Here is a 21700-nt window from a genome sequence, read left to right as displayed (position 1 = left end):
CGGGTTTTCCCGGAACAAAATGCTGGCGTTTTGGAGTGTAGGAACAAATTTAGGAAATTTCCTGCGGCTGAGGAAAACCTTTTTTTGACGGAGGTCGGATGCGGGGTTTTTCGGGGACAAGCGACGAGTGGTGAGGACGTGAGTCCGTCACCACATTGAGGCGGTACTAACCTTAAAAATTGCCTTTCAAACTGACAGTGAAGTTGCGCGGTTCGCCGTAGAAATTACCCCAGTCGGCCGTTCCCACCGTCTGATAGTAATTTTTGTCGAAGAGATTGTTACCGTTCAGCGCCACCGTCCATGTGTCATCAACCCGGTACGCCAACCGCGCATTCCATACCGCATAACCGGCTTGTTCCAGTTTGATGCCTTGAATTCGGTAGTTGATGCTCTGGGCGTTGACGCCGGTGCCGACGCTCCATTTCGACAGTGTGCCGTCCAACTGATAATCGCCCCACAAGCGCAGCATGTGTCGCGGCACGTAGCTGTTTGCGACCGCGCCAATTGCGGCGCTGTTGATGTTGTTGAGATTCTTGGTCTGGGTGTAGGTGTAGCCGCCCGCCACTTGCAAGCGTTCCAGCAACTCGCCACTCAACTCGGCTTCGACACCTTGTGCGCGAACCTTGCCAGTGTCGGTGTAGCAATAGCCGTCTGCCGAGGTACCGCATTGGGTGGTGTAGTCGGTTTCGGCGGCGTTTTTCTCGATAGCGCGGAACAATGCCAGCGAGCTGTTGAGGCGCCCCTCAAACCATTCGCCCTTGATGCCCAGCTCGTAGTTTTCGCCGATTTTGGGCTTGAGGGCAGCCCCGGTCACCGTGGCGTTGGAGCTTTGTGGCTGGAAAATATCGGCGTAGCTGGCGTACACCGAAAGGTTGTCGTCGAGGTCATAGATCACCGCGGCGAACGGCGTGACTTCACCGGTTTCCTTGGTGCGTGCATCCTGCAGGGCCCATTCGCCCCAGGCGAGGTTATTCGACTGGCGGCGGTTTTCGAACCAACTGACGCGACTGCCGAGCACCACCATCAATGGCTCGGCCAGCCTCAGGCGCAAAGTGGCGTAGGTACCGTACTGGGTGGCGGTTTCCTTGACGGTGCCGCCCCGGTACATGTTGGGCCAGAAGGTATCGTTGGCGGGCTGCGGGAAGTGGTGGTTGGGCAGGAAGATACTTTGCCGGTCGGGCAGGCTCCGGATCGCGTAGACATCGTCCTGGGTGCCACGGCTGCCATTGGCGCCGATGATGAGTTCATGCTGCAAACCGAACGCTTCGAACTTACCGTCCAGGTAGGCATCCAGTCCGAAATCCCGGTGGTCGTAGTCAAACAGCGCGGCGTACATCTCGGCGGTTGGCGCCGGATCACCGTACTTCACGGTGCCTTGGCTGGCGGCGTATTTGATGTCTTGCAGGTTGCGGCTGTTCACCGCCGTGACCTTGAGTTGCCAGTCGTCGTTGAAGTGGTGGGTGAGGTCGGCAAACAGCGTAGTGCGTTGGCTCTGCCAGTCGTTCCAGGCCTGGCCCAGGCAGGTGGAACGGCTCAGGCCGATGCTCTTGCCGTCGCTGTAGCGCGGCACGCCGCCCCAGCAGGGCGTTGCATCGACATCTTCGTAGCTGGCACCGATGCCCAGGGTGGTGTCAGGCGAGAGGTCAACATCCAGTGCGAGGTAGACAGCTTGGTCCTGGCGCTTGGAGACGTCCATGTACGAGCCACGATTCTGTTGGCTGACCACGGCGCGCCCGCGTACGGTGCCGCTGTCATTGAGCGGGCCGCCGGTATCGACGTCGGCGCGGTAGTTGTCCCAGGTGCCGGCAGACAGCGACAGGCTGGTGGTGGGTTTGTCTTGTGGCCGCTTGCGCACGAAGTTCACCGCACCACTGGCGGTGCCGGCGCCCTTGAGCATGCCGGCCGCGCCCTTGAGCACTTCCACCCGGTCATAGATCGCCATGTTGGCGGTGAAGCTGTCGGCCTGTACGTAGTCTTTGCCGATGTCCAACGGCACACCGTCGAACTGGTATTGGCCGAGCATCTTGAAACCACGGGAATAGAAATACTTGCCACCCATAGGTGAGTCGTAGGTGGTGATACCCGGGGTGTGTTCCAGTAATTGATCGATGGTGGTGATGTTCTGGTCGTCGATCAGCTTGCGGGTCATGACGCTGACCGATTGCGGTGTTTCCCGCAGGCTGTGGGCGCCCTTGCCGATGGTCACGGCGCCAGTGGTGTAGGAACCGCTGCCGTCAGTGGTGACGCCGAGGTGTTCGCCGGTCACGGTGGTGGCACCCAGGTTCAGCGCGCCGGTGTCCGCGACTTGCGGCAACAGCAGCCAGGTGTTGTTGCTCTGGCGTTGGGCTTGCAAGCCCTGGCCCTGGATCAATTGGCTCAAGGCCTGTTGGCTGTCCAGCGCGCCGTTGAGGCCGGGGCTGGTCTTGCCGGCGACGCTGGTGGCGTCATAGGACAGGCTGATACTCGCCTGGCGCGCAAACTGGTCGAGCACCGTGGCCAATGGGCCGGGTGCGATGTTCCAGTCACGGGCCTGGGTGTCGCTGGCAGGCGTTTGCGCCATGACCGCCAGGGGCAGGGCGCTGCCGTTCAGGCAGGCACCGAGCAGGGCGGCGTGCACCGCATGCTTGAGGGGAGAACGCTTGGAGGGGAACGCTTGCATGACCGCGGAATGCTCCTGAAGGAAGTGGACAGAATCGGCCTGTTGATCGGCCTTTCCTTACAGGTCGAGCGAAGATGAGAATTCACCTCATTTATTTTCGGAAGGTCATGCACGAGCTGCGACGGTCACCCAATAACGGCTGCGATAGGTGATGTTCACCGACAGTGCCTGTGCCACCAGGGTCAGGACCTGATCGGTATCGTCCAACTGGTAAGTCCCGGACACACGCAGGCCGGCGACCGCTTCGCTGCAGCGCACCAGCCCAGTGCGGTAACGGCTCAGCTCCGCGAGGAAATCGTCCAGACGCATGTTGTGAGCGCTGATCACACCGTCGCTCCAGGCCCAGGGATCCAGGCCCGTGGTGGCGGGTGGACGCAACCCGTTTCGATCAAACAGCATCTGCTCGCCGGGCTGTATCACCCCACGTGCGCTGGCCTGATGGCTGTCGGCGAATACCGCGACGCTGCCTTTTTGCACGGCGAGCAAGGTGCCGTGGGGCTCCTCGCGCACCATGAACCGGGTGCCCAAGGCGCGCAGATAACCGTCGCGGGTTTGCGCCCAGAAGGGCCGTGGCGCGCTACCGTCGGCGCCCATGTCGATCAGGATTTCACCCTGGCGCAACTGCACCAGACGCCTTTCGGTGTTGAAGACTGTGTCGATGGCGCTGGCACTGTTGAGCTGGATACGGCTGCCATCGTCGAGGGCGACCCAACGCCGCTCTCCGGTGGCGGTGCGGTAATCGGCCAGCAGGCCGGGCAATGGCGTGTAGTCGCGGCCGAACCAAGTCAGCCCTGCGGCACCGGCGAACAGCCCGAGCAACTTCAACCCTTCACGGCGGCTGATGCGTTGGCGGGCACCTTGCAAGGCATGGCGGCCGACCTGTGCCGGCAACTGCGCAAACTCGTCACTCATCGACGAGACCCGTTGCCAGGCCTGCTGGTGATCGCCACTGGTTTCAAGCCAGCGTTCGAAGGCGGCCGTGGTGGCGTCATCGGCAATATTGAACCGCAGCTTGATCATCCACTGGATCGCCTGGTCCACCAATGGCGGATTAGCCTTCGGCATAACGCAACCGATAACAGGCATGCAGTGCCTTGGCCAGGTCGCGCTCCACGGTGGCCTTGGACACCCCCAGGCGCAGGGCGATCTGTTGGCAGGTCAGGCCGTCCAGTTGCGCCAGCAAAAACGCTTCGCGCACCCGTGGCTTGAGTTGGTCCAGCAGGCGGTCGATGCGCTCCAGGCTGTCGAGGATCAGCAGGCGGGTTTCTTCCGACGGCACCTCGACTTGCGGGAAATGCGCGAGACTCTCCAGATAGGCACGCTCCAGTTCGCGGCGGCGATACTGGTCGATCATCAGGCTGCGGGCGATGCTGCTCAGGTAGGCCCGGGGTTGCAGCAAGGCTTGCTGCTTGCGCGCATTGAGCAGGCGCACGAAGGTTTCCTGCGCCAGGTCGGCGGCGTGCTCACGGCAGCCCGTACGCCGGCTCAACCAGCCGCGCAGCCAGGAATGATGGGCATGGTAGAGCTGGCCGATGGCGGCATGATCCAGTGGGTGGTCGCTCGACATGGGCATCCTGGCGCGGGCGTCTTAATTGATAACGGTTCGCATTCTATGCGTTGGCCAGAGGATTGGGCAATCGTTGCCGTGTGGATTTGGCCGGATGCACAAACCCACACAGGCTTGACGGGGTTGCGGCTAAGCCTTGCGCAGGTGCAAACACTCAATCGAGCGGTCGACGGTGGTCTTGGCAATTTCCAGCAAATGCCACACCGCCAGCAACTTTGCCCGCTCGGGGCTTTGCAGYWGTTCGCCRCAGTCGAGSGCGGTSGCCGAGGCGCTGYKSAGCAGGYYGGCGGTGTAGAGCAGGGAGTCTTCGAAGCTCAGGTCTTCGTTGACGGTATGGAAGCCCTGGGAGGGCAGGTAGTGTTCGAGGGCGCGATTGAACGCGGCGCGGTTTTTGAGCAGGTCGATGGGTGGGTCGGGGACGGGTTTATTCATGGTGTAACTCCTTTTCGGTTAAGGGGCCGACCCCTTCGCGACTAAACGWAGGGTGGCGGCTGWACGCAGGTTAGTCGACCGGCYRAWMAGGAAAAMCCGGCGCACCCGAAGGTGCCCTGCGCACAGCCACCATRAAACCTCATGATGGGACATGCGCCTTTTCGGATCCGGGCGACTAAACCCGATCACTGATGAGCAGTGACGGGGCGAAGACTAGCCACCGGTTCCGGCAGGCACAAGGCCGAAAGATTGTCTCGGAAATGTCCCGCAAATCAAAGGGATTTACCCTGCTGGCCCTTTATTCATATCCGAATTGCCTCGCGAATTTTCCCCAAGGCTATTCTCAACGTCGCCAAATCAATCGACCCCAGCGCCACCCGCAACGCATGCGGCACATGGGCCGTACAGGCAAACGGCTCGGCACTGGTGACCCGCACACCCTGGCCCTCAAGCGCAGCCACCACTGCATCCGCCCGCAGACCTTCCGGCAACACCAGCCACAGGTAATACGACGCCGGATGCGCAATCACCTCACACCCTCGCAAGACCTCCCGGGCCAGCGCCTGGCGTTGGCGCGCATCCTGGCGCTTGTGCTCTTCCAGTGCATCCACTGCACCGGATTCTATCCAGCGGCACGCCAGGTTTACCGTGAGCGTCGGCGTGCTCCAGGTCGAGACACGGATCGCTTGCTCCAGCGCCGGCACCCACGCCTGGGGCGCGACGATAAACCCCACCCGCAACCCCGACGCCACACTCTTCGAAAGGCCAGACACATACACCGTGCGCAGCGGCGCATAAGTAAACAACGGCTTCGGTGCGGGCTCGGCGAGAAAGGCGTAGGCGCCGTCTTCGATCAGTAGAAAATCGTAGCGTTCAGCCAACGCTGCAAGGCGCTCGCGGTCGGCTTCACCCATCACTGTGCCCAGCGGATTGTGCAACGTGGGCATGCAATAAAAAGCCCGCACCGGGCGCCGTTTGCACAAAGCCTCCAGCGCATCCAGATCCGTATGCCCAGCCGGTTGCGGCAGCGGCTCCAGGTCGATGCGCTGGGACTGGGCCAGGGTTTTCAACCCGGGATACGTCAGCGCATCCATCGCCAATACATCCCCCGGTTGCAGCAGCGCCATCAGGCTGACGGCGAGGCCTTGTTGCGCACCGTTGACGATCAGCACTTGCTCGCCACTCACGCGAATCTGCCGATTGCGCAGGTGCCGCGCGGCGGTCTGTCGTTCATGGGCGCGGCCACCCTGCGGCGCGGAATGCAGCAGCGCATCGAGGTCGCCCGAGGCGGCAATGGCACGCAAACCGTCGCGCAGCATCTCGGCCTGGCCCGGCAACGAGGGGTAGTTGAGGCTCAGGTCCACGGTGCCCGGTTGCAGCGGTTGTTGCACCAGGCCCATGCCCCGCAGCAACGTGGTGTCGCGCACAAACGTCCCGCGTCCCGGTTCACCCACCACCAGGCCGCTGGCCTCCAGTTCGCTGTACACCCGCAAGGCAGTGGCGAGGGCGATGCGATGGCTGTTCATCAGGCTACGCAGGGTCGGCAACTGGGTGCCCGGCGGCAACTGTCCGGCGCGAATCCGCGTGGCCAGTTCATCGACGATCAGTTTGTAGCGGACCTGAGCCATGGTGCGTTCCTGTGCAAAGTGTATCTAGATCAATTTTTTGTTTGTATCAGGTGGGCTGATTAATCTACAGGCTTTCCCGGCGGATGGCTTGAGCATGATCGACCTCGCAACCCTGGCTGTGTTCTCTGGCGCAGTCCTGCTGCTGTTGTTATCCCCGGGCCCGAACATGGCCTTCGTCATCAGCCACGGTGTGACCTATGGCTGGCGTGGCGGGGTGGCATCCGGGTTGGGCATCAGCGTGGCGGACCTGCTGCTCACGGCACTGACCGCAACCGGTGTGACCGCTCTGGTCGCCAGTTGGCCGCCGGCCTTTGACCTGATTCGCTACGCCGGGGTGTTGTACCTGCTGTGGCTGGTGTTCAAGACCCTGCAGAAAACGCCCGCCCTGGACACGGCCCACGTCAGCCGCGTGCCGCTGGGCCGGGTGTTTGTGCGGGCCATGCTCAACAGTTTGCTCAACCCCAAGGCGCTGCTGTTTTTCATGGTGTTCCTGCCGCAATTCGTCAGCCCCGAGGCGGGCCCCATCGCGCTGCAACTGGTGCAACTGGGGATCATCCTGACGCTGATCAGCGGTGTGTTTCATGCCGTGCTGGGGATTTTTGGCGGGGCGGTTAGCCGGTTTTTTGCCGGCAAACCGGGGAGCGCAGGCTTACAGAAATGGGGCCTGGCAACCGTGCTGATGGTGCTGGCCGTGCGCTTGGCATTGATGTCTCGCCCGACGTGAAACATCACTCATAAAAGGACGTTACCCATGTACATCGCAGCCTTTATCTACAAGCCCGGCGAACGGGATGACGAGTTCCAGCGCCTCACGAATCTGATCGACGCACTGGCAGCAAGGCTGCCGGGATACGTGGGGGCCGAGTCGTGGCGTTCGGCGGATGGCGGGTTGATCAACGCCAGTTATTACTGGCGTGACGAGGCCTCCATTCGCGCCTTTGCCAGCCACCCGACCCACCTGGAAGCCAAGCGCCTATACCGCCGCTGGTACGGCGGTTATCACGTGGTGATTTCCAAAGTGGAGCGGGCGTATGGGGACGGCACCATCGGGCATTTGGTGCCCGCCGACCGCCACGGACGGGCGAACGCTTAACCCAACCTGGCCGCCGCCCGTGCCACGATTTCACCCCGGGTCTTGCGCGACTCGGCGGTGCGCTTGCGGGCTTCTTCCAGTACATGCGACGGTGCGGTTTCCGGCCGGCCAGCATTGAACGGCGGCGCCGGGGCGTACTCAATCTGCAACTGCACCAGTTGCGCTGCCGCCTCGCTGTACAGCTCGGCGGCCAGGGTCAGGGCAAAGTCGATCCCGGCGGTAATCCCGCCACCGGTCAACAGGTTGCCGTCACGCACCACGCGCTCCTGCACCGGGATCGCACCGAGCGGTGCGAGCAGGTCGTGGTAGGCCCAGTGAGTGGTCGCGCGACGCCCGCGCAGCAAGCCCGCGGCACCCAGCACCAGGGAGCCGGTGCACACCGATGTCACATAGCGCGCGGTCTGGGCCTGTGCCTTGAGAAACGCCAGGGTCTGCTCATCCTCCATCAATGCCCCGACGCCAGAACCGCCGGGCACGCAAATCACGTCCAGCGTCGGGCACTCGTCATAAGTGGTGCTGGGGGTAAATACCAAGCCGGTGCTGGAGGTGACCGGCGCGAGGTCCTTCCACACCAGGTGCAGTTTCACATCCGGCAGCGATCCCAACACGTCGTAGGGCCCGGTGAGGTCCAGTTGCTGGATGCCGGGGAACAACAAAAAGCCGATCTGCAAGGTCATGGGGACTGCTCCTGATAAAGGGATGGACGGCTTCACTCTAGTCACCTAGGCTTTGGCGCATACGCCATTGAGCCCACGAATTACGCCAACATGCCCAGAATCATCAACGTTCTCGCCTTTCCCAATGTGCAGGTGCTCGACGTCACCGGGCCCTTGCAAGTGTTTGCCTCGGCCAATGACCTGGCGCGCCAGCAGGGTTTGCCGTTGCCCTATGCGGTCAGTGTGATTGCCGCCCAGGCCGAGCCGGTGATGACCTCGGCGGGCCTGGCCCTGGTGGCCGAGCCACTGCCGCCTGCCGATGCTCCGTGCGACACACTGGTGATTGCCGGCGGCTGGGGGGTGTACGGTGCCGCCGAAGACCTGGCGCTGGTGGACTGGGTTCGGCAAAAAGCCACCCAGGCCCGACGCATGACTTCGGTGTGTACCGGCGCCTTTCTGCTGGCCGCCAGCGGTTTGCTCGACGGCCGCCGCGTGGTGACCCACTGGACGCGCTGCGAAGAACTCGCGCGCAAGTACCCACAGCTGACGGTGGAGGCCAATCCGATTTTCATCCAGCAGGGCAACCTGTGGACCTCCGCCGGCGTGACCGCCGGTATCGACTTGTGCCTGGCGCTGGTGGAGGAGGACCTGGGTCGCGCCGTGGCCCTGGAAGTGGCGCGGCACCTGGTGGTGTTTCTCAAGCGCCCCGGTGGGCAATCGCAGTTCAGCGTGACGATGTCCCTGCAAAAGGGCGGTAGCCGTTTTGCGGAGCTGCACGCCTGGATCGCCGAACACCTGACCCTCGATTTGAACGTTGCCACACTGGCCGCCCAGGCGGGCATGAGCGAGCGCAGCTTCGTGCGCCACTACCGCGCCGAAACCGGCCAGACGCCGGCGAGGGCCGTCGAATTGATCCGTGTGGAAACCGCCCGCCGGCAATTGGCGGACAGCAGCGCGTCGATCAAGCGCATCGCCGTGCACTGCGGCTTTGGCTGCGAAGAAACCATGCGCCGCAGCTTCCTGCGAGCGGTATCGATCACACCCCAGGCCTACCGTGAACGGTTTTCCTCACCCGGTTGAGGTCGAGCCTGTTTGAACGAATAGGTACGTTTTTGTATCAAGGTGCTATGTTACTCACAGTCCATTGCGCAGTGTCTTGATCCCAGGCCTCTACGTCGCGGTTTTGAACCTTCCCGGCGTGCGCACAGCTCATGAATTCACTACCTCCTGTCCTTGTCGAACTACGCGCGGCGACCGCTGCGCTGCATCGACGCCTCGACACTCGGCTGCCTTTTTCCCGCATGGACCTGGCGTTGTACCGCGAGTTGATGAGCGCCTACTACGGCTTCTATCAACCGCTGGAGCGCGCCCTGGCGCCGTGGGGCGAGATCATCCCGGACCTGGAGTGGGGGCGGCGCAGCAAAACTCCGTACTTGCAGGCGGATTTGCGGGCGCTGGGCCTGGAAAACCTGCAGATCGATGCCTTGCCGATATGCCCCGAACTGCCCGCCATCACCAACGTGGCCCAGGCCTTGGGCGCCCTCTATGTGCTGGAAGGCGCCACCCTCGGCGGCCAGGTGTTGCGCGACCTTATCGAGATCAAGATTGGCGTGGGCTCCACCAATGGCGGCGCGTTCATGAATGTGTACGGGGCCGAGACCAGCGCCCTGTGGCAGCGTTTTCTGGCGTGCCTTTACCCGCTGCGAACCGCGTACGAGCGCGTGGAGGCGGTGAAGGTCGCCGAGTCGACCTTCCTGTGTTTCGAGCAGTGGCTGGACCGCTGCGGGGTGCTGCGATGACCACGGTCGATACGCTGATCGACGATTGCGCCAGCGAGCCCATCGATATCCCCGGCTCGATCCAGCCTCACGGGTTGTTGTTGACGCTGAGCGAACCGGCGCTTGAGGTGCTGCAAGCCAGCAGCAACCTGAGCGGCGCGCTGGGCCTGGACGCGCAACGCCTGTCGGGCCAGGCGCTGGCCAATGTGCTGGGCAGCGAAGCGGCAGTACAGGTGAGTCGTGCCCTGGCAGACCTGGACGCCTTTGAGGAGGATGTGCATCAACTGACGCTGGATGGCTACGCCTACGACATCCTGCTGCATCGTCATCAAGGCCTGCTGTTTCTCGAACTGGAGCGGAGCCTCACGCTTGAGCACAGCGCTGTGAAGCAGCTGTCCCGAACGCTGCGCCGCTTGCAGTCGGCGAAGACGCTCGACAGCTTGTACCAGATCAGCGTGACCGAGATTCGTAGCCTCACCGGTTATGACCGGGTCACCTTGTACCGCTTCGAGCAGGAAGGCCACGGCAAAGTGATTGGCGAGGCCCTCAGTGACGGCATGCAGCCGTACCTGGGATTATGTTTTCCCGCGTCGGACATCCCGCCCCAGGCCCGCGAGCTGTACCGGCTGAACTGGATCCGCGCGATTCCCGACGCTGAGTACCAGCCGGTGCCGATCCTGCCGGCCCTGCGCCCCGACAACGGCCAGCCCCTGGACCTCAGCTTCGCCGTGTTGCGCAGCGTGTCCCCGGTGCACTGCCATTATTTGAAGAACATGGGCGTGCGTTCGTCCATGAGCATTTCGCTGCTCAAGGACGACCAGCTCTGGGGCCTGATCACCTGTGGCCACCGTGAGCCGTTGCGCGTGCCCCATGAACTGCGCACGGCGTGCACCAGCATCGGCCAGTTGTTGTCGATGCAGATCACGTTGCTCCAGGAGCAGCAGGAGCGCCGCCAACAACGTCACAAGGCCGCCATGGTCGAAGAGTTGGTCGCCGCCATGACCGCGGACCAGTGCGATGTGATGGAAAGCCTGTTGCCCTATGCGCAAACGCTGCTGAACCTGACCGCCGCCGGTGGCCTGGCGATTCGGGTGGAAGAGCGCCTGCATGTGTTCGGCGTTTGCCCTGCACGTGCTGAGATCCACGCCTTGTACCAGTGGGTGCGCGGGCAGGGCAAAGGCGTGGTGCACAGCCATCAATTGTCGGTGGACTTTCCCCCGGCGGCGGCCTACCAGGCCCATGCCAGCGGCCTGTTGGCGTTCTGCCTGCCCAAGCCGGTGGACAACGCGGTGATGTGGTTTCGCCCGGAGGTCCAGTCTTCGGTGGAGTGGAGCGGCCAGCCGGTCAAACATCAGGAACCGGGCAGCACGACCTTGAGCCCGCGCCTGTCGTTTGAGTTGTGGAAGCAGCAGGTCGATGGCAAGGCGCTGTATTGGTCGCTGTCGGAGCTACAGGCGGCGGAGAGCCTGCGGCGCAATGCCCTGGAGCATGACCTGGCGCGCCAGGTGCAACGCGAACATGCTGCGGTGCGGGCGCGTGACGAGCTGGTGGCGGTGGTCTCCCATGACCTGCGCAGCCCGCTGACCATCCTGCTGATGCAATGCGGGATGATGCGCAGCATGGTGCCCGCCGAGGACAACAAGGCGAACCGGCGCCTCTCCACCGCGATTGAAACCATGCAAAACGCCACCGCCCGCATGAACACGCTGCTGGAAGACCTGATCGATATTTCGCGCATCGAGGCCGGGCGCTACAGCGTTTCGCTGCAACGGCTCGATGTGGCGGCAACCCTGGACCAGATCTGTTCGATGTGGCAACCGCTGGCGGCCGCCAAGGGTGTGGACCTGACTTGGCGCTCAGTGGACGGGCTGAGTGCCCAGGCCGACCCGGAGCGCTTGTTCCAGGTGTTTTCCAACCTGCTGGGCAACGCCCTGAAATTCACCCCGCTGGGCGGAGTGATCGAGGTGATTGCCGAGGCGGCGGGGGACGAAGTGCTGTTTCGGGTATGCGACAACGGCATCGGCATCGACCCGGCGCAACTGCCGTATATTTTCGACCGCTACTGGACCTCACGCGAGGGCAACCCCACCGGCAGCGGGCTGGGGTTGTACATCTCCCACGGCATCGTCGAAGCCCACGGCGGCACCCTGTGGGCTGAAAGCGTGGTGGGGCAGGGCAGCGTGTTCAGCTTCAGGATTTCGGCTGGGGGCTGAGGCTCAGCAGCTCGAAAATCGCCTCAAGGGTTGCCTGGGGCGCCTCCTGGGGAATGTTGTGGCCCACGCCGGCCAACACCTCGCGCCGATAAAACCCGCTGAAATTTTCCAGGTCGTCATCTTCGACCGGAGCCGGACCTACGCCGTCATCAGCGCCGCACAACGAGATGCTCGGTACTGAAATCGGCGGTGGCTGCACCAGGGCCTGCTCGATGCTTTCCAGCGCCGGGTCACCCGGTGCGTACATGAAGCGGTGCCGGTAGGAATGGACCACCACCTCGACAAAATCCGGGTTATCAAACGAGGGCGCTGTCTTGCCATACAGGCTCGGCCCTTCGGCCCAGGACGGCGACCAGAGCGCCCACAGTAACTGGCAGAACTCGCGACGATTGGCGGTCAAGCCGTCGACGCCGCGCTGGGTATGAAGGTAAAACTGATACCACAGCCGATGTTCTGTTTCCGGCGCCCGAGGCTTGGTCGACGCAGCGATATCCTGAATGTTGTAGCCATCGCCCGTCACCAGGCCGCGCACCCGTTCAGGCCAAAGCGCCGCAACGATACACGCCGCGCGTCCGCCCCAGTCATAGCCCACCAGCGTGGCTTTTTCGATGGACAGGGCATCCATGAAATCCAGCAAATCCTTGGCCAGCGCTGCTTGTTGGCCGGAGCGCATCACCTGATCGTTGATAAAGCGCGTCGGGCCATAGCCGCGCAGGTATGGCACCAATACCCGGTAGCCACGTGCGGCGACCACCGGGGCGATCTCGTCATAGCCACGAGGGTCGTAGGGGAAGCCATGCAGCAGGATCACCACCTCACCGCCTTCCGGGCCATGGGTTTCGTAAGCGATATCGAGCATGGGCGTGCGGATGTGAAGGGTAGGCATGGAGGCTCCGAGGGTGGAGGGAAAGTGTTGGAACTGTAGACCAAGCGGGTTACCGAGTGTGGTTCGAAAGGCTGCAATTGCTTGACTTGTCTAGACCGGCCTGGCGCAAGCCGATGCAATTACCCCAAGGGTCGCGCACCTGGCACATCCACTCGCCGCCCTCGACTTCCATTGGCCCGCGATACAACGTGGCCTCTAACGTGACTGATGTTTCCGTCGGCGACCAGGCTGGCAGTGACGCCGAGTAATGCGTCGGCAGAGCGCCGATCAATACGAGCCTTGTGTCAACAATGATGTTTGCCAAACAACCTGTGGCGAGGGAGCTTGCTCCCGTTGGGCTGCGCAGCAGCCCCAGGTTTTGTTGACTGTGTTCTTTGAGTTAGATGGCGTTGAGCTTTTTGGGGCCGCTTCGCGACCCAGCGGGAGCAAGCTCCCTCGCCACAGTGAGGGGCTGACTTAAATCTCTGCGTGGGTGATGACGTGTTTAAAGTGATGCCGCCACAAATCCGCGCCCAGTTTCCCCGAGCGATCCAGCGACGAACCCACGGTCAAATCGCTGATCAGCGTGGGCTGTAATCCGGCATCAAACAACGCAAACCCGGCCGCCAGCACACAGGTATCAGTCTGGATGCCACACACCAGCACTCGGTCCGGCGCGAGGCTTTTCAGGTGGCTGATGGTCTCGGGCGTGGGCGCATAGCCGTGTTTGATGAAGATATGGTCAGCGGCGATCAGGCTGTCGTCGTCGGGCGCCGGCTGCCAGCCGAGTTGGCGGGCGAACGGGGTGATGCTTTCGTCGTGGCGCTCTACGGTGGCCACTGACGGCATGCGACCCAGCAAGGCGTTGATACCGATTACCAGCCAGTCGGGCGGGGCGAAGGAGGGTTGTACATCGATGATCAGTAGGACTTGGCGCATTGGCATCCTGGTATAGATCGAAGGACCACGCATTGTGCACCGGGTACACCTCGTCTCCAAGTCTGGCGCGGTCATGTGGGAGCAGGCAAGCCAGCTCCCACAAGGTTACTCAATTGCCTTCAGATTGTGCTCGGGCTCAAGGCTGCCAAACCGTCTTCACCCCACTCAACTTCCGGTCCAGGAACGTTGCCGCGCTGATCAGCGCCAAATGGCTCAACGCCTGCGGCGTATTCCCCAAATGCCGTGCCTGGTTATCAAACTCTTCGGCATACAACCCCAGCGGGTTGGCATAGCGCAGCAACTGTTCAAACTCCAGATGCGCCTTCTCCACTTGCCCGGCCCGGGCCAGGCATTCCACGTACCAGAACGAGCACGCTGCAAACGCGCCCTCGGTGCCTTGTAGCCCATCAATCTGGCTGTCGTCGTTGCGGTAGCGGTAGACCATGCCGTCACGCACCAGGCTTTTCTGGATCGCCTCCAGTGTCGACAACCAGCGCGGGTCTGTCGCCGCAACGAAGCGCACCAGTGGCATCAACAGCATCGAGCCATCCAGCGCGGTGCTGCCGATATGCTGCACGAAGTGGCCGCGTTCTTCGTTCCAGAAGTTGCTCCAGATATCGGCATAAATCGCCTGGCGAGTCTGGTCCCAACGGGCAAACGGCGCCGGTAGCGAGCGCTTGGACGCCAGTCGAATCGCCCGGTCCAGGGCCACCCAGCACATCAGCCTTGAGTGCAGGAAGTGATGCTGCTCACCGCGCATTTCCCAGATGCCGACGTCTTTGTGGTTCCAGGTTTCGCAGACCTGGTCGGCTACTTCCACCGTGTGTTTCCAGCCCTCATGGGAGATGGCCTCACCGTATTTGTTGACCAGGTATACCGCGTCCATCAACTCGCCGTAGATATCCAGTTGCACCTGGTCGTACGCCTCGTTGCCGATGCGCACCGGTTGCGCGCCGCCGTGGCCGCTGAGGTGGCTCAGCTCGGTTTCCGGCAGTTCCTGGCGGCCGTCGATGCCGTACAGGATGTTGATTTTCATCGGCTGATCGCAGCAGTCACCCACCCGGCCTTTCAACCAGCGCATGTAGCCGTTGGCTTCCTCGATAAACCCCAGGCGCATGAACGCGTAGACGGTGAACGAGGCGTCGCGGATCCAGGTGTAGCGGTAGTCCCAGTTGCGCTCGCCGCCGGGTGTTTCCGGCAGGCCGAAGGTGGCGGCAGCGAGGATTGCACCGTGTTTGCGCGAGGTCAAAAGCTTCAAGGCCAGGGCCGAACGATTGACCATCTCGCGCCAGCGCCCACGGTAGTTGGATTGGGAAATCCAGCCGCGCCAGAACTTCAGGGTGCGCTCCAGGCACAGGTCGGTGCAGTCGTTTTTGACTCCGGCATCGTCCAGCCCGCCGAGGACAAACTCGGCGCCTTCTTCCTGGCCGAGTTCAAAGGATGCTACGGCAGCGTCGCCATCCAACTGCAGGGTGTGGCTGCTGGTCAGGCGCAGGCCGGGTTGGTCTGCGGCCTCAAACAACACGTCGCCGTCATCTTGAGTGGCCCGGGTCTGTGCGCGGGCGTAGTCATGACGCACTGCGCAGCGCATATGGATGCTCGCTTTGCCGCTGACCACCCGCACCCGCCGAATCAGGATCGGCAGGTCGTCAACTTCTTCACTGACGGTCAAGAAATCGGTAATTTCCACCACCGCGTCATTACTCAACCAGCGGGTTTGCAGCACGTTGGTGTCGGGCAGGTAGATCTGCTCGCGGCGGGCGTCGGGCAGGTCCGGCGTGAGCTGGAAGATGCCGGCGGCGGGGGAGTCCAGCAATGAGCAAAAGATGGAGGGGCTGTCGAACTCCGGCCAGCAGAAAAAATCGATGCTGCCTTTGTCGTTCACCAGCGCTGCACTGCGCATGTCGCCGATGATGCCGTGGGCATCAATGGCACTTTGTGGTTCGTTTTTCAGATCAACCATTGCCACGAAACTCCGGATAAAGGCTCATGCCGCCATCAATGAACAGGGTGCTGCCCACCACGTAGTCGGAGGCATCACTGGCCAGCCACACCACCGCGTTGGCCACGTCTTCGACGTCACCCACGCGGCCATAGGGAATCAACTTGAGCAGTTCCACTTCGGCCGCGCCTTCGGTGGCGGCGCGGTTGATGGCCGTGCGGATCGCTCCCGGCGCAACGCCGTTAATGCGGATGCGCTGCTGGCTGACTTCCTGGGCCAGGGTGCGCATCAGCATTTCCACGCCGCCCTTGGACGCGGCGTAGTTCACGTGCCCGGCCCAGGGAATCACCTGGTGCACCGAACTCATGTGGATAATCTTCCCGGCGGCCCGGGAAACACCTTCGCGGATGCCCTGGCGGTTGAAGATGCGCAACGCGGCGCGGGCGCAGAGGAACTGGCCGGTGAGGTTGACGCCGATCACGGTGTTCCAGTCGTCGAGGGTCATGTCCACGGCAGCGGCGTCTTTCTGCATGCCCGAGTTGGCCACCAGGATGTCCAGGTGCCCGAAGGCATCAAGGGTCTGGGCAAACAGGCGCTCCACATCGGCCTCTTTCGACACGTCGGCGCCAATCGCAATGGCCCGGCCGCCGTTGGCGTTGATCTGCGCCGCCAGTGCTTCAGCCGGCGCCGCCTGGGCGTTGTAGTTCAGTACCACGGCGGCTCCGGCCTCGGCCAGGGCCTTGGCGGCCCCCGCGCCGATTCCGGAACTGGCGCCAGTCACCAGCGCCACTTGTTGCTCCAACGAAATGCGCATTGCCCACCCAACCTTTTTCAGAGTGCCCAACTAGCTGACTGGCGGGGCGGCCCACAAGTTCACCGGCTGTCTGGAATGCGACGATGGCTGTCTATATCTATCGTTTTTGCCACAGGACTTTTCGCTAGAATCGACGCTTGATTGATGCGAGACCTCAGCCGATGAACAGCCCACCCCGCCCCTGGCTTGAAGCCTACGCCGACAACTACCGCAACGATGACGTGGTGCATCCTCATTGCCACGCCCAGGCGCAATTGATCCACGGCGTGTCCGGGGTGATGGTGGTCAGCACCGCCCAAGGCAGTTGGCTGGTGCCGTCCGGGCATGCGCTGTGGGTGCCGGCCGGAACCCCGCACGAGATCCGCATGGCCGGCGAGGTGCATATGCGCACGCTGTTCCTCATGCCCGAGGCCGAGCCGGGGCTGGGGCGCACCTGCCAGGTGATTGAAGTGTCGGCATTGCTGCGGGAGCTGATCGTCGCCGCCACGCAGATTGCCGGGCACCACAGCCCGCGTCTGCAGGCCATGATCGAGTTGATCCGCATGGAACTGCTCGCCGCGCCGGTTGTGGCGATGCACGTGCCGGTGCCCGGCGAAGCACGGCTGGCCAGGCTGTGCACGCATTTCATCCGCAACCCTTCTGACGACAGCAGCCTGGAATCCTGGGCCGACAGCCTGAACATGAGCGCCCGCACCCTGAGCCGGGTGTTCCAGCGGGAGTTGGGCATGAGTTTCGGTGAATGGCGCAAGCGTGCGCGGTTGGCCCTGAGCTTGAAGTTGCTGGCCCAGGGCGTGTCGATCCTGGAGGTGGCGCTGGAGCATGGTTACCAGAGCCCGAGTGCGTTCAGTGCGATGTTTCGCAAGTCGCTGGGTTATCCGCCAAGTCATTTTCGGCCCGGAGTTTAGTGTTGCGTCAGGTAACGCTATTGTCTGTTTAGCGACGATACATGGCCCTGACGCGGGCGAATCGGACAGGCCATCTGCCTAATCTGCAAGGCTCCTTCTTGAGCGAGCCTTGTGATGCACAGCCCTTCTTTTCACCCATGGATGCCCATCGCCCTGTTGAGTGTGCTGGCCGGGTGCACTGGTGTGCCCGGTCAACCGTCGACCGTCACGGCGCAGCCTGCACCGCGGCTCTCCGCCGAGTCGGCCGAGGCGTTGCCCGCCCGTTGGTGGCAGCTGTACCGCGACCCGCAACTGGACGCCCTGGTGGCGCGGGCCCTGCACCAGAACAAAGACCTCGAAGCCGCCGCCGCCCATGTCGATGCGTTGCTGGCGCAGCTGGAACAGGCAGACGGCGAGCGCCTGCCGTCGACTTCCCTGGATTATGGCCTGGCCTACGGTCGCAGCCGCGATGACCAGACGCTGGCCCAGGCGACTAACCGTCATGCCGGTGCCGAATGGAGCCACACCCCTGAGTTTTCCCTGAGCTACACCCTCGATTTGTGGGGCGAGGTACGTTATCGCATCGCTGCGGCACGGGCGGATGCCCAGGTGGCGCGGGCGCTGGAGGATGAGCTGCGGGTGACGGTGGCCGCGCAGACGGCCCGCGCCTATGCCCAGGCCTGCGTCTATGGTGTGCGCGAACAGGTGCAGGCGCACTCGGTGCAGCTGCTGGAGCAGAGCGTCGCGGTCACGCAGAAGCTGCAAAAGGCCGGCGCGGCCACGCAACTCGACCTGGCGCGCCTGCAAGGGTTGCTGGAAGAAACCCGGGCACCGTTGCCGATGTTCACGGCCCGGCGCAGCAGCGCGCTGTATGAGTTGGCCGTGCTCAGCGGGTTGCCGCCGGAGCAGGTCACGCCACGCAGCTGTACCCAGGCCCCGCAGTTGCAGGCGCCTTTGCCGGTGGGCGAGGGTTGGGCACTGCTGCAACGGCGGCCGGACATCCGCCGCGCCGAAGGGCAATTGCGCGCAGCCACCTTGACGGTGGGCCTGTCCCGCGCCGAGCTTTACCCGCGGATCACCTTCGGCGCGATGCTCGGTTCGTCCGCCAGCAGCCTGGGCAAACTCGGGGACCGCTACGCCACGGTGTATTCCGTCGGGCCGCTGGTGTCCTGGCGCTTTCCCAACCGGCAGGTCGCCCAGGCGCGGGTCAGGCAGAGCCAGGCCGAAGCGCGCCAGGCCCTGGCACGGTTTGACGGTACGGTGCTCAACGCACTGAAGCAGGTGGAGCAGGCCATGGCCCTGTACCAGGGCGAACAGCAGCGTGGGCAGGCCCTGGCCGCCGCCCTGGACAACAACCGCCGCGCCTTCGACCTGGCCTCCCGCGGCTACCATTCCGGCGCGCTGGATGCCCTGCAACTGCTGGACAGCGAACGCAGCCTGGTGGGCCTTGAAGCCCGCGTGGCCGAGTCCGACCTGCGCTTGATCAACCGCCAGATCGACCTGTTCCAGGCCCTCGGTGGCGGCTGGCAGCGTGACGATCCAACCGCCCCCTTATCTGTCGCTGTCAATGGAGCCAAACCATGAACCAGGCTGTTGAACCCATTCGCCTGACCGTTATGCAACGTCATCGTCGCGCCCTGGTGACCACGGCTTCCCTCGCGACGCTGGTGGGGCTGGCAACCTTTGCCGGGTACTGGTGGCAATGGGGGCGTTTTCTTGAAGAAACCGACGATGCCTATGTGCGCGCTGATTGGGTCGCTATCAGCCCGCGAATTGCCGGGTATGTAGCCCAGGTGCTGGTGGAAGATAACCAGCCGGTCAAGGCCGGGGATGTGCTGGTGCGTATCGATGAGCGGGATTTCACCGAGCGTCTGAACAGCGCCCAGGCGCAACTGCAACAGGCGCAAGCAGCAGCGAGCGCACAGCAGGCATCGGTGCAAACCCTCGACGCGCAAATGGGCGAGCAACAGCAACGCATCGCCCAGGCCCGGGCGGAACTGAGCAGTGGCGAGGCCGAAGCCCGGCGCGCGCGGCTCGATTACCAGCGTTATCGTGAATTGGTCGCGCAACAGGTGGCCAGCGCCCAGCACCTGGAAACCGTCAGCGCCAGCCAGGCCAAGGCCCAGGCGGCCCTGGCCCAGGCGAGCGCCCAGGTCGCGCGGCAGCAGGCGCAGTTGCAGGTCTTGAAGGGACGCCGGCAACAGGCGCAGGCGCAAATCGTCGAGCATCAGGCACGCATCGGCGAGGCCCAGGCCAACCTCGCGCTGGCCCGCAATGCGTTGAAGGACACCGAGATCCGCGCGCCTTTTGACGGCGTGGTGGGCCAGCGCAAGGTCCGGCGCCAGCAATACGTGATGCCCGGCCTGCCGCTGTTAGCGGTGGTGCCGGTGGAGCAGGCCTATGTGATTGCCAACTACAAGGAAACCCAGTTGCAGCACATGGCGCCGGGGCAGTCGGTGGAAATCGCGGTGGACAGTTTTGCCGGCGCACATTGGCACGGCAAAGTGGAAAGCATCGCCCCCGGCTCCGGTGCGGTGTTCGCGCTGTTGCCGCCGGACAACGCCACCGGCAACTTCACCAAGATCGTCCAGCGGTTTCCGGTAAAGATTCGCCTGGAACCCGGTGAGTCGCGGGTACTGCCGGGCATGTCGGTGATTGCCACGGTTGACACCCGCCCTGCCGCCAGCCAGGAGCACGTCCATGGAGGCTGAAGGGCGTGTGCCGTTTCGCGCCTGGGTCGCGGTGATTGGCGGGCTGTTCGGCTGCTTCATGGCCGGGATGAACGTGCACGTCACCAGCGCCGCACTGCCGGAAATCGAAGGTGCACTGGGCGCGACGTTTGAGGAGGGTTCGTGGATTTCCACCGCTTACCTGGTGGCGGAGATCATCATGATTCCCCTCACCGCGTGGCTGGTGCAGGTGTTTTCCCTGCGCCGGGTGATGCTGTGGGGCTCGGGGATATTCCTGGTGGCCTCGGTGGCGTGTTCGCTGTCGCCCAACCTGCAAGTGATGATCCTGATCCGGGTGGTGCAGGGCGCGGCCGGGGCGGTGCTGATTCCCTTGTCATTCCAACTGATCATCACCGAGCTGCCGCCCAGCAAGATCCCGCTGGGCATGGCCTTGTTCAGCCTGGCCAACAGTGTGGCCCAGGCCGCCGGGCCGTCGATTGGCGGCTGGCTGACCGATGCGTATTCCTGGCGCTGGATCTTCTACCTGCAACTGTTCCCGGGGATCGCGTTGCTGGCGGCGGTGGCCTGGTCCATTGACCGCCAGCCGATGCAGTTGGGCCTGCTGCGCCAGGGCGACTGGCTGGGTATCGGCTGCATGGTGCTGGGCCTGGGTGCGTTGCAGATCGTGCTGGAGGAGGGCGGGCGCAAGGACTGGTTCGGCTCGCCCTTTATCGTGTGGATGACACTGCTGGCGGTGGTGGGCCTGATCGGCTTCGTTGCCCGGCAATTATGGGGCGCGCACGCCTTTATCAACCTGCGACTGTTGGGCCACTACAACTTTGGGGTGGCCAGCGTGGCGATGTTTATCTTCGGCGCCAGTACCTATGGCCTGGTGTTCCTGGTGCCCAACTACCTGTCGCAATTGCAGCACTACAACGCCAGCGAAATTGGCGTGAGCCTGATCGCGTATGGTCTGGTGCAACTGATCATGGCGCCGTTTTTGCCGCGCCTGATGAAGTGGGTCAGCGCCAAAATGCTGGTGGCTTCGGGGTTCGCGATCATGGCTTTGGGCTGCTGGATGGGTGCGCACTTGTCGGCGGACAGCGCCAGCAATGTGATCGTGCCCTCGATCGTGGTGCGCGGCATGGGCCAGCCGCTGATCATGGTGGCGTTGTCGGTGCTTGCGGTGCATGGGCTGGCCAAGGCGCAGGCGGGGTCGGCGTCGGCGGTGTTCTCGATGCTGCGCAACCTGGGGGGCGCGGTTGGCACGGCGCTGCTGGCGCAATTGGTGGTGGTGCGCGAGCGGGTGCATTCGGCGCGTATTGGCGAGTCGGTGACGCTGTTTGACCCGACCTTGCAACAGCGCTTGCCTGGCGGGGTGCTGCAGGATCAATTGCCGGAACATCAGGTGGTGCTGAACCTGCTGGACCAGAGTGTTCGTCATCAGGCGTTTTTGATGGCTTACAGTGATGCGTTCTTTCTGGCGTGCGTGGCGTTGGCGGCGTGTGGGGTGGCGGCGTTGATGTTGCGGCGTATCTAGGGGCAGTGCTGTGGGTGACTC

The 21700-nt window shown here is 63.2% G+C and carries 19 protein-coding genes; 9 read left to right on the top strand and 10 right to left on the bottom strand.

Going from position 1 to position 21700, the window contains the following annotated elements; translation table 11 throughout:
• Window positions 1–172 precede the first annotated feature (172 nt).
• From JV201_RS19780 to JV201_RS19760, 5 genes are all read right to left on the bottom strand, one after another.
• On the bottom strand, window positions 173–2659 hold the full coding sequence (locus JV201_RS19780; protein WP_219405958.1) for a TonB-dependent receptor: 2487 nt from the start codon (window positions 2657–2659) through the stop codon (window positions 173–175).
• A gap of 105 nt (window positions 2660–2764) precedes the next feature.
• Window positions 2765–3724, bottom strand: coding sequence for a FecR domain-containing protein (locus tag JV201_RS19775; protein ID WP_219405957.1), 960 nt, complete (start codon window positions 3722–3724; stop codon window positions 2765–2767).
• Window positions 3711–4226: a sigma-70 family RNA polymerase sigma factor gene (locus tag JV201_RS19770; protein WP_102369583.1), complete on the bottom strand. Its 516-nt coding sequence runs from the start codon at window positions 4224–4226 to the stop codon at window positions 3711–3713. The genes JV201_RS19775 and JV201_RS19770 overlap by 14 nt, the downstream gene beginning before the upstream one ends.
• Window positions 4227–4355: 129 nt before the next feature.
• Entirely contained in the window at window positions 4356–4658 is a 303-nt protein-coding gene (locus JV201_RS19765) for a DUF6124 family protein (protein WP_219405956.1), read from the bottom strand.
• Window positions 4659–4960: 302 nt separating this feature from the next.
• Window positions 4961–6286, bottom strand: a complete 1326-nt coding sequence (locus tag JV201_RS19760; protein WP_219405955.1) for a PLP-dependent aminotransferase family protein — start codon at window positions 6284–6286, stop codon at window positions 4961–4963.
• A 94-nt stretch (window positions 6287–6380) separates the two neighbouring features.
• Between JV201_RS19760 and JV201_RS19755 the strand changes: the two genes are divergently transcribed.
• Together JV201_RS19755 and JV201_RS19750 are read left to right on the top strand one after the other, a co-directional pair.
• Window positions 6381–7010 (top strand): LysE family translocator, encoded by a 630-nt coding sequence (locus JV201_RS19755; protein WP_087695340.1) that lies wholly within the window; start codon window positions 6381–6383, stop codon window positions 7008–7010.
• Window positions 7011–7037: 27 nt separating this feature from the next.
• Window positions 7038–7379 (top strand): antibiotic biosynthesis monooxygenase, encoded by a 342-nt coding sequence (locus JV201_RS19750; protein ID WP_003208192.1) that lies wholly within the window; start codon window positions 7038–7040, stop codon window positions 7377–7379.
• On the opposite strand, the gene inhA is transcribed toward JV201_RS19750, so the two are convergent.
• Window positions 7376–8056 (bottom strand): isonitrile hydratase, encoded by a 681-nt coding sequence (inhA, locus tag JV201_RS19745; RefSeq protein ID WP_219405954.1) that lies wholly within the window; start codon window positions 8054–8056, stop codon window positions 7376–7378. The two genes, JV201_RS19750 and inhA, sit on opposite strands and share 4 nt — an antisense overlap.
• 90 nt (window positions 8057–8146) lie before the next feature.
• On the opposite strand from inhA, the gene JV201_RS19740 reads away from it, so the two are divergent.
• The 3 genes from JV201_RS19740 to JV201_RS19730 all read left to right on the top strand — a co-directional run bounded on the left by JV201_RS19740 (window position 8147) and on the right by JV201_RS19730 (window position 12026).
• A complete protein-coding gene (locus JV201_RS19740; RefSeq protein WP_219405953.1) occupies window positions 8147–9115 on the top strand; it encodes a GlxA family transcriptional regulator in 969 nt (322 codons plus the stop codon).
• 131 nt (window positions 9116–9246) lie between these two features.
• Window positions 9247–9834: a biliverdin-producing heme oxygenase gene (locus JV201_RS19735; protein WP_087695343.1), complete on the top strand. Its 588-nt coding sequence runs from the start codon at window positions 9247–9249 to the stop codon at window positions 9832–9834.
• Window positions 9831–12026, top strand: a complete 2196-nt coding sequence (locus tag JV201_RS19730; protein WP_219405952.1) for an ATP-binding protein — start codon at window positions 9831–9833, stop codon at window positions 12024–12026. The genes JV201_RS19735 and JV201_RS19730 overlap by 4 nt, the downstream gene beginning before the upstream one ends.
• Here the strand turns inward: JV201_RS19730 and JV201_RS19725 are convergent.
• From JV201_RS19725 to JV201_RS19710, 4 genes are all read right to left on the bottom strand, one after another.
• Window positions 12004–12912, bottom strand: a complete 909-nt coding sequence (locus JV201_RS19725; protein WP_032899294.1) for an alpha/beta fold hydrolase — start codon at window positions 12910–12912, stop codon at window positions 12004–12006. The two genes, JV201_RS19730 and JV201_RS19725, sit on opposite strands and share 23 nt — an antisense overlap.
• Before the next feature lie 456 nt (window positions 12913–13368).
• On the bottom strand, window positions 13369–13830 hold the full coding sequence (locus tag JV201_RS19720; protein ID WP_102605374.1) for a cysteine hydrolase family protein: 462 nt from the start codon (window positions 13828–13830) through the stop codon (window positions 13369–13371).
• A 136-nt stretch (window positions 13831–13966) separates the two neighbouring features.
• Window positions 13967–15793 carry a glycoside hydrolase family 15 protein gene (locus JV201_RS19715; RefSeq protein ID WP_219405951.1) on the bottom strand — a complete coding sequence of 609 codons (1827 nt, stop codon included), beginning with the start codon at window positions 15791–15793 and terminating at the stop codon, window positions 13967–13969.
• Window positions 15786–16586, bottom strand: coding sequence for a glucose 1-dehydrogenase (locus JV201_RS19710; RefSeq protein ID WP_003208175.1), 801 nt, complete (start codon window positions 16584–16586; stop codon window positions 15786–15788). Before JV201_RS19710 ends, JV201_RS19715 begins: the two co-directional genes overlap by 8 nt.
• Before the next feature lie 161 nt (window positions 16587–16747).
• Between JV201_RS19710 and JV201_RS19705 the strand changes: the two genes are divergently transcribed.
• The 4 genes from JV201_RS19705 to JV201_RS19690 all read left to right on the top strand — a co-directional run bounded on the left by JV201_RS19705 (window position 16748) and on the right by JV201_RS19690 (window position 21679).
• Window positions 16748–17491: a helix-turn-helix domain-containing protein gene (locus JV201_RS19705; RefSeq protein WP_003208174.1), complete on the top strand. Its 744-nt coding sequence runs from the start codon at window positions 16748–16750 to the stop codon at window positions 17489–17491.
• Window positions 17492–17605: 114 nt separating this feature from the next.
• Window positions 17606–19054 carry an efflux transporter outer membrane subunit gene (locus JV201_RS19700; protein ID WP_003208173.1) on the top strand — a complete coding sequence of 483 codons (1449 nt, stop codon included), beginning with the start codon at window positions 17606–17608 and terminating at the stop codon, window positions 19052–19054.
• Window positions 19051–20181, top strand: a complete 1131-nt coding sequence (locus tag JV201_RS19695; RefSeq protein ID WP_219405950.1) for an HlyD family secretion protein — start codon at window positions 19051–19053, stop codon at window positions 20179–20181. The genes JV201_RS19700 and JV201_RS19695 overlap by 4 nt, the downstream gene beginning before the upstream one ends.
• A complete protein-coding gene (locus JV201_RS19690) occupies window positions 20171–21679 on the top strand; it encodes an MDR family MFS transporter (protein ID WP_219405949.1) in 1509 nt (502 codons plus the stop codon). The genes JV201_RS19695 and JV201_RS19690 overlap by 11 nt, the downstream gene beginning before the upstream one ends.
• The last annotated feature ends 21 nt before the right edge of the window (window positions 21680–21700 follow it).

Source organism: Pseudomonas sp. Colony2 (genome assembly GCF_019382755.1).
Classification (GTDB): Bacteria; Pseudomonadota; Gammaproteobacteria; order Pseudomonadales; family Pseudomonadaceae; genus Aquipseudomonas.
This window is presented reverse-complemented; position numbering and strand designations above follow the sequence as displayed.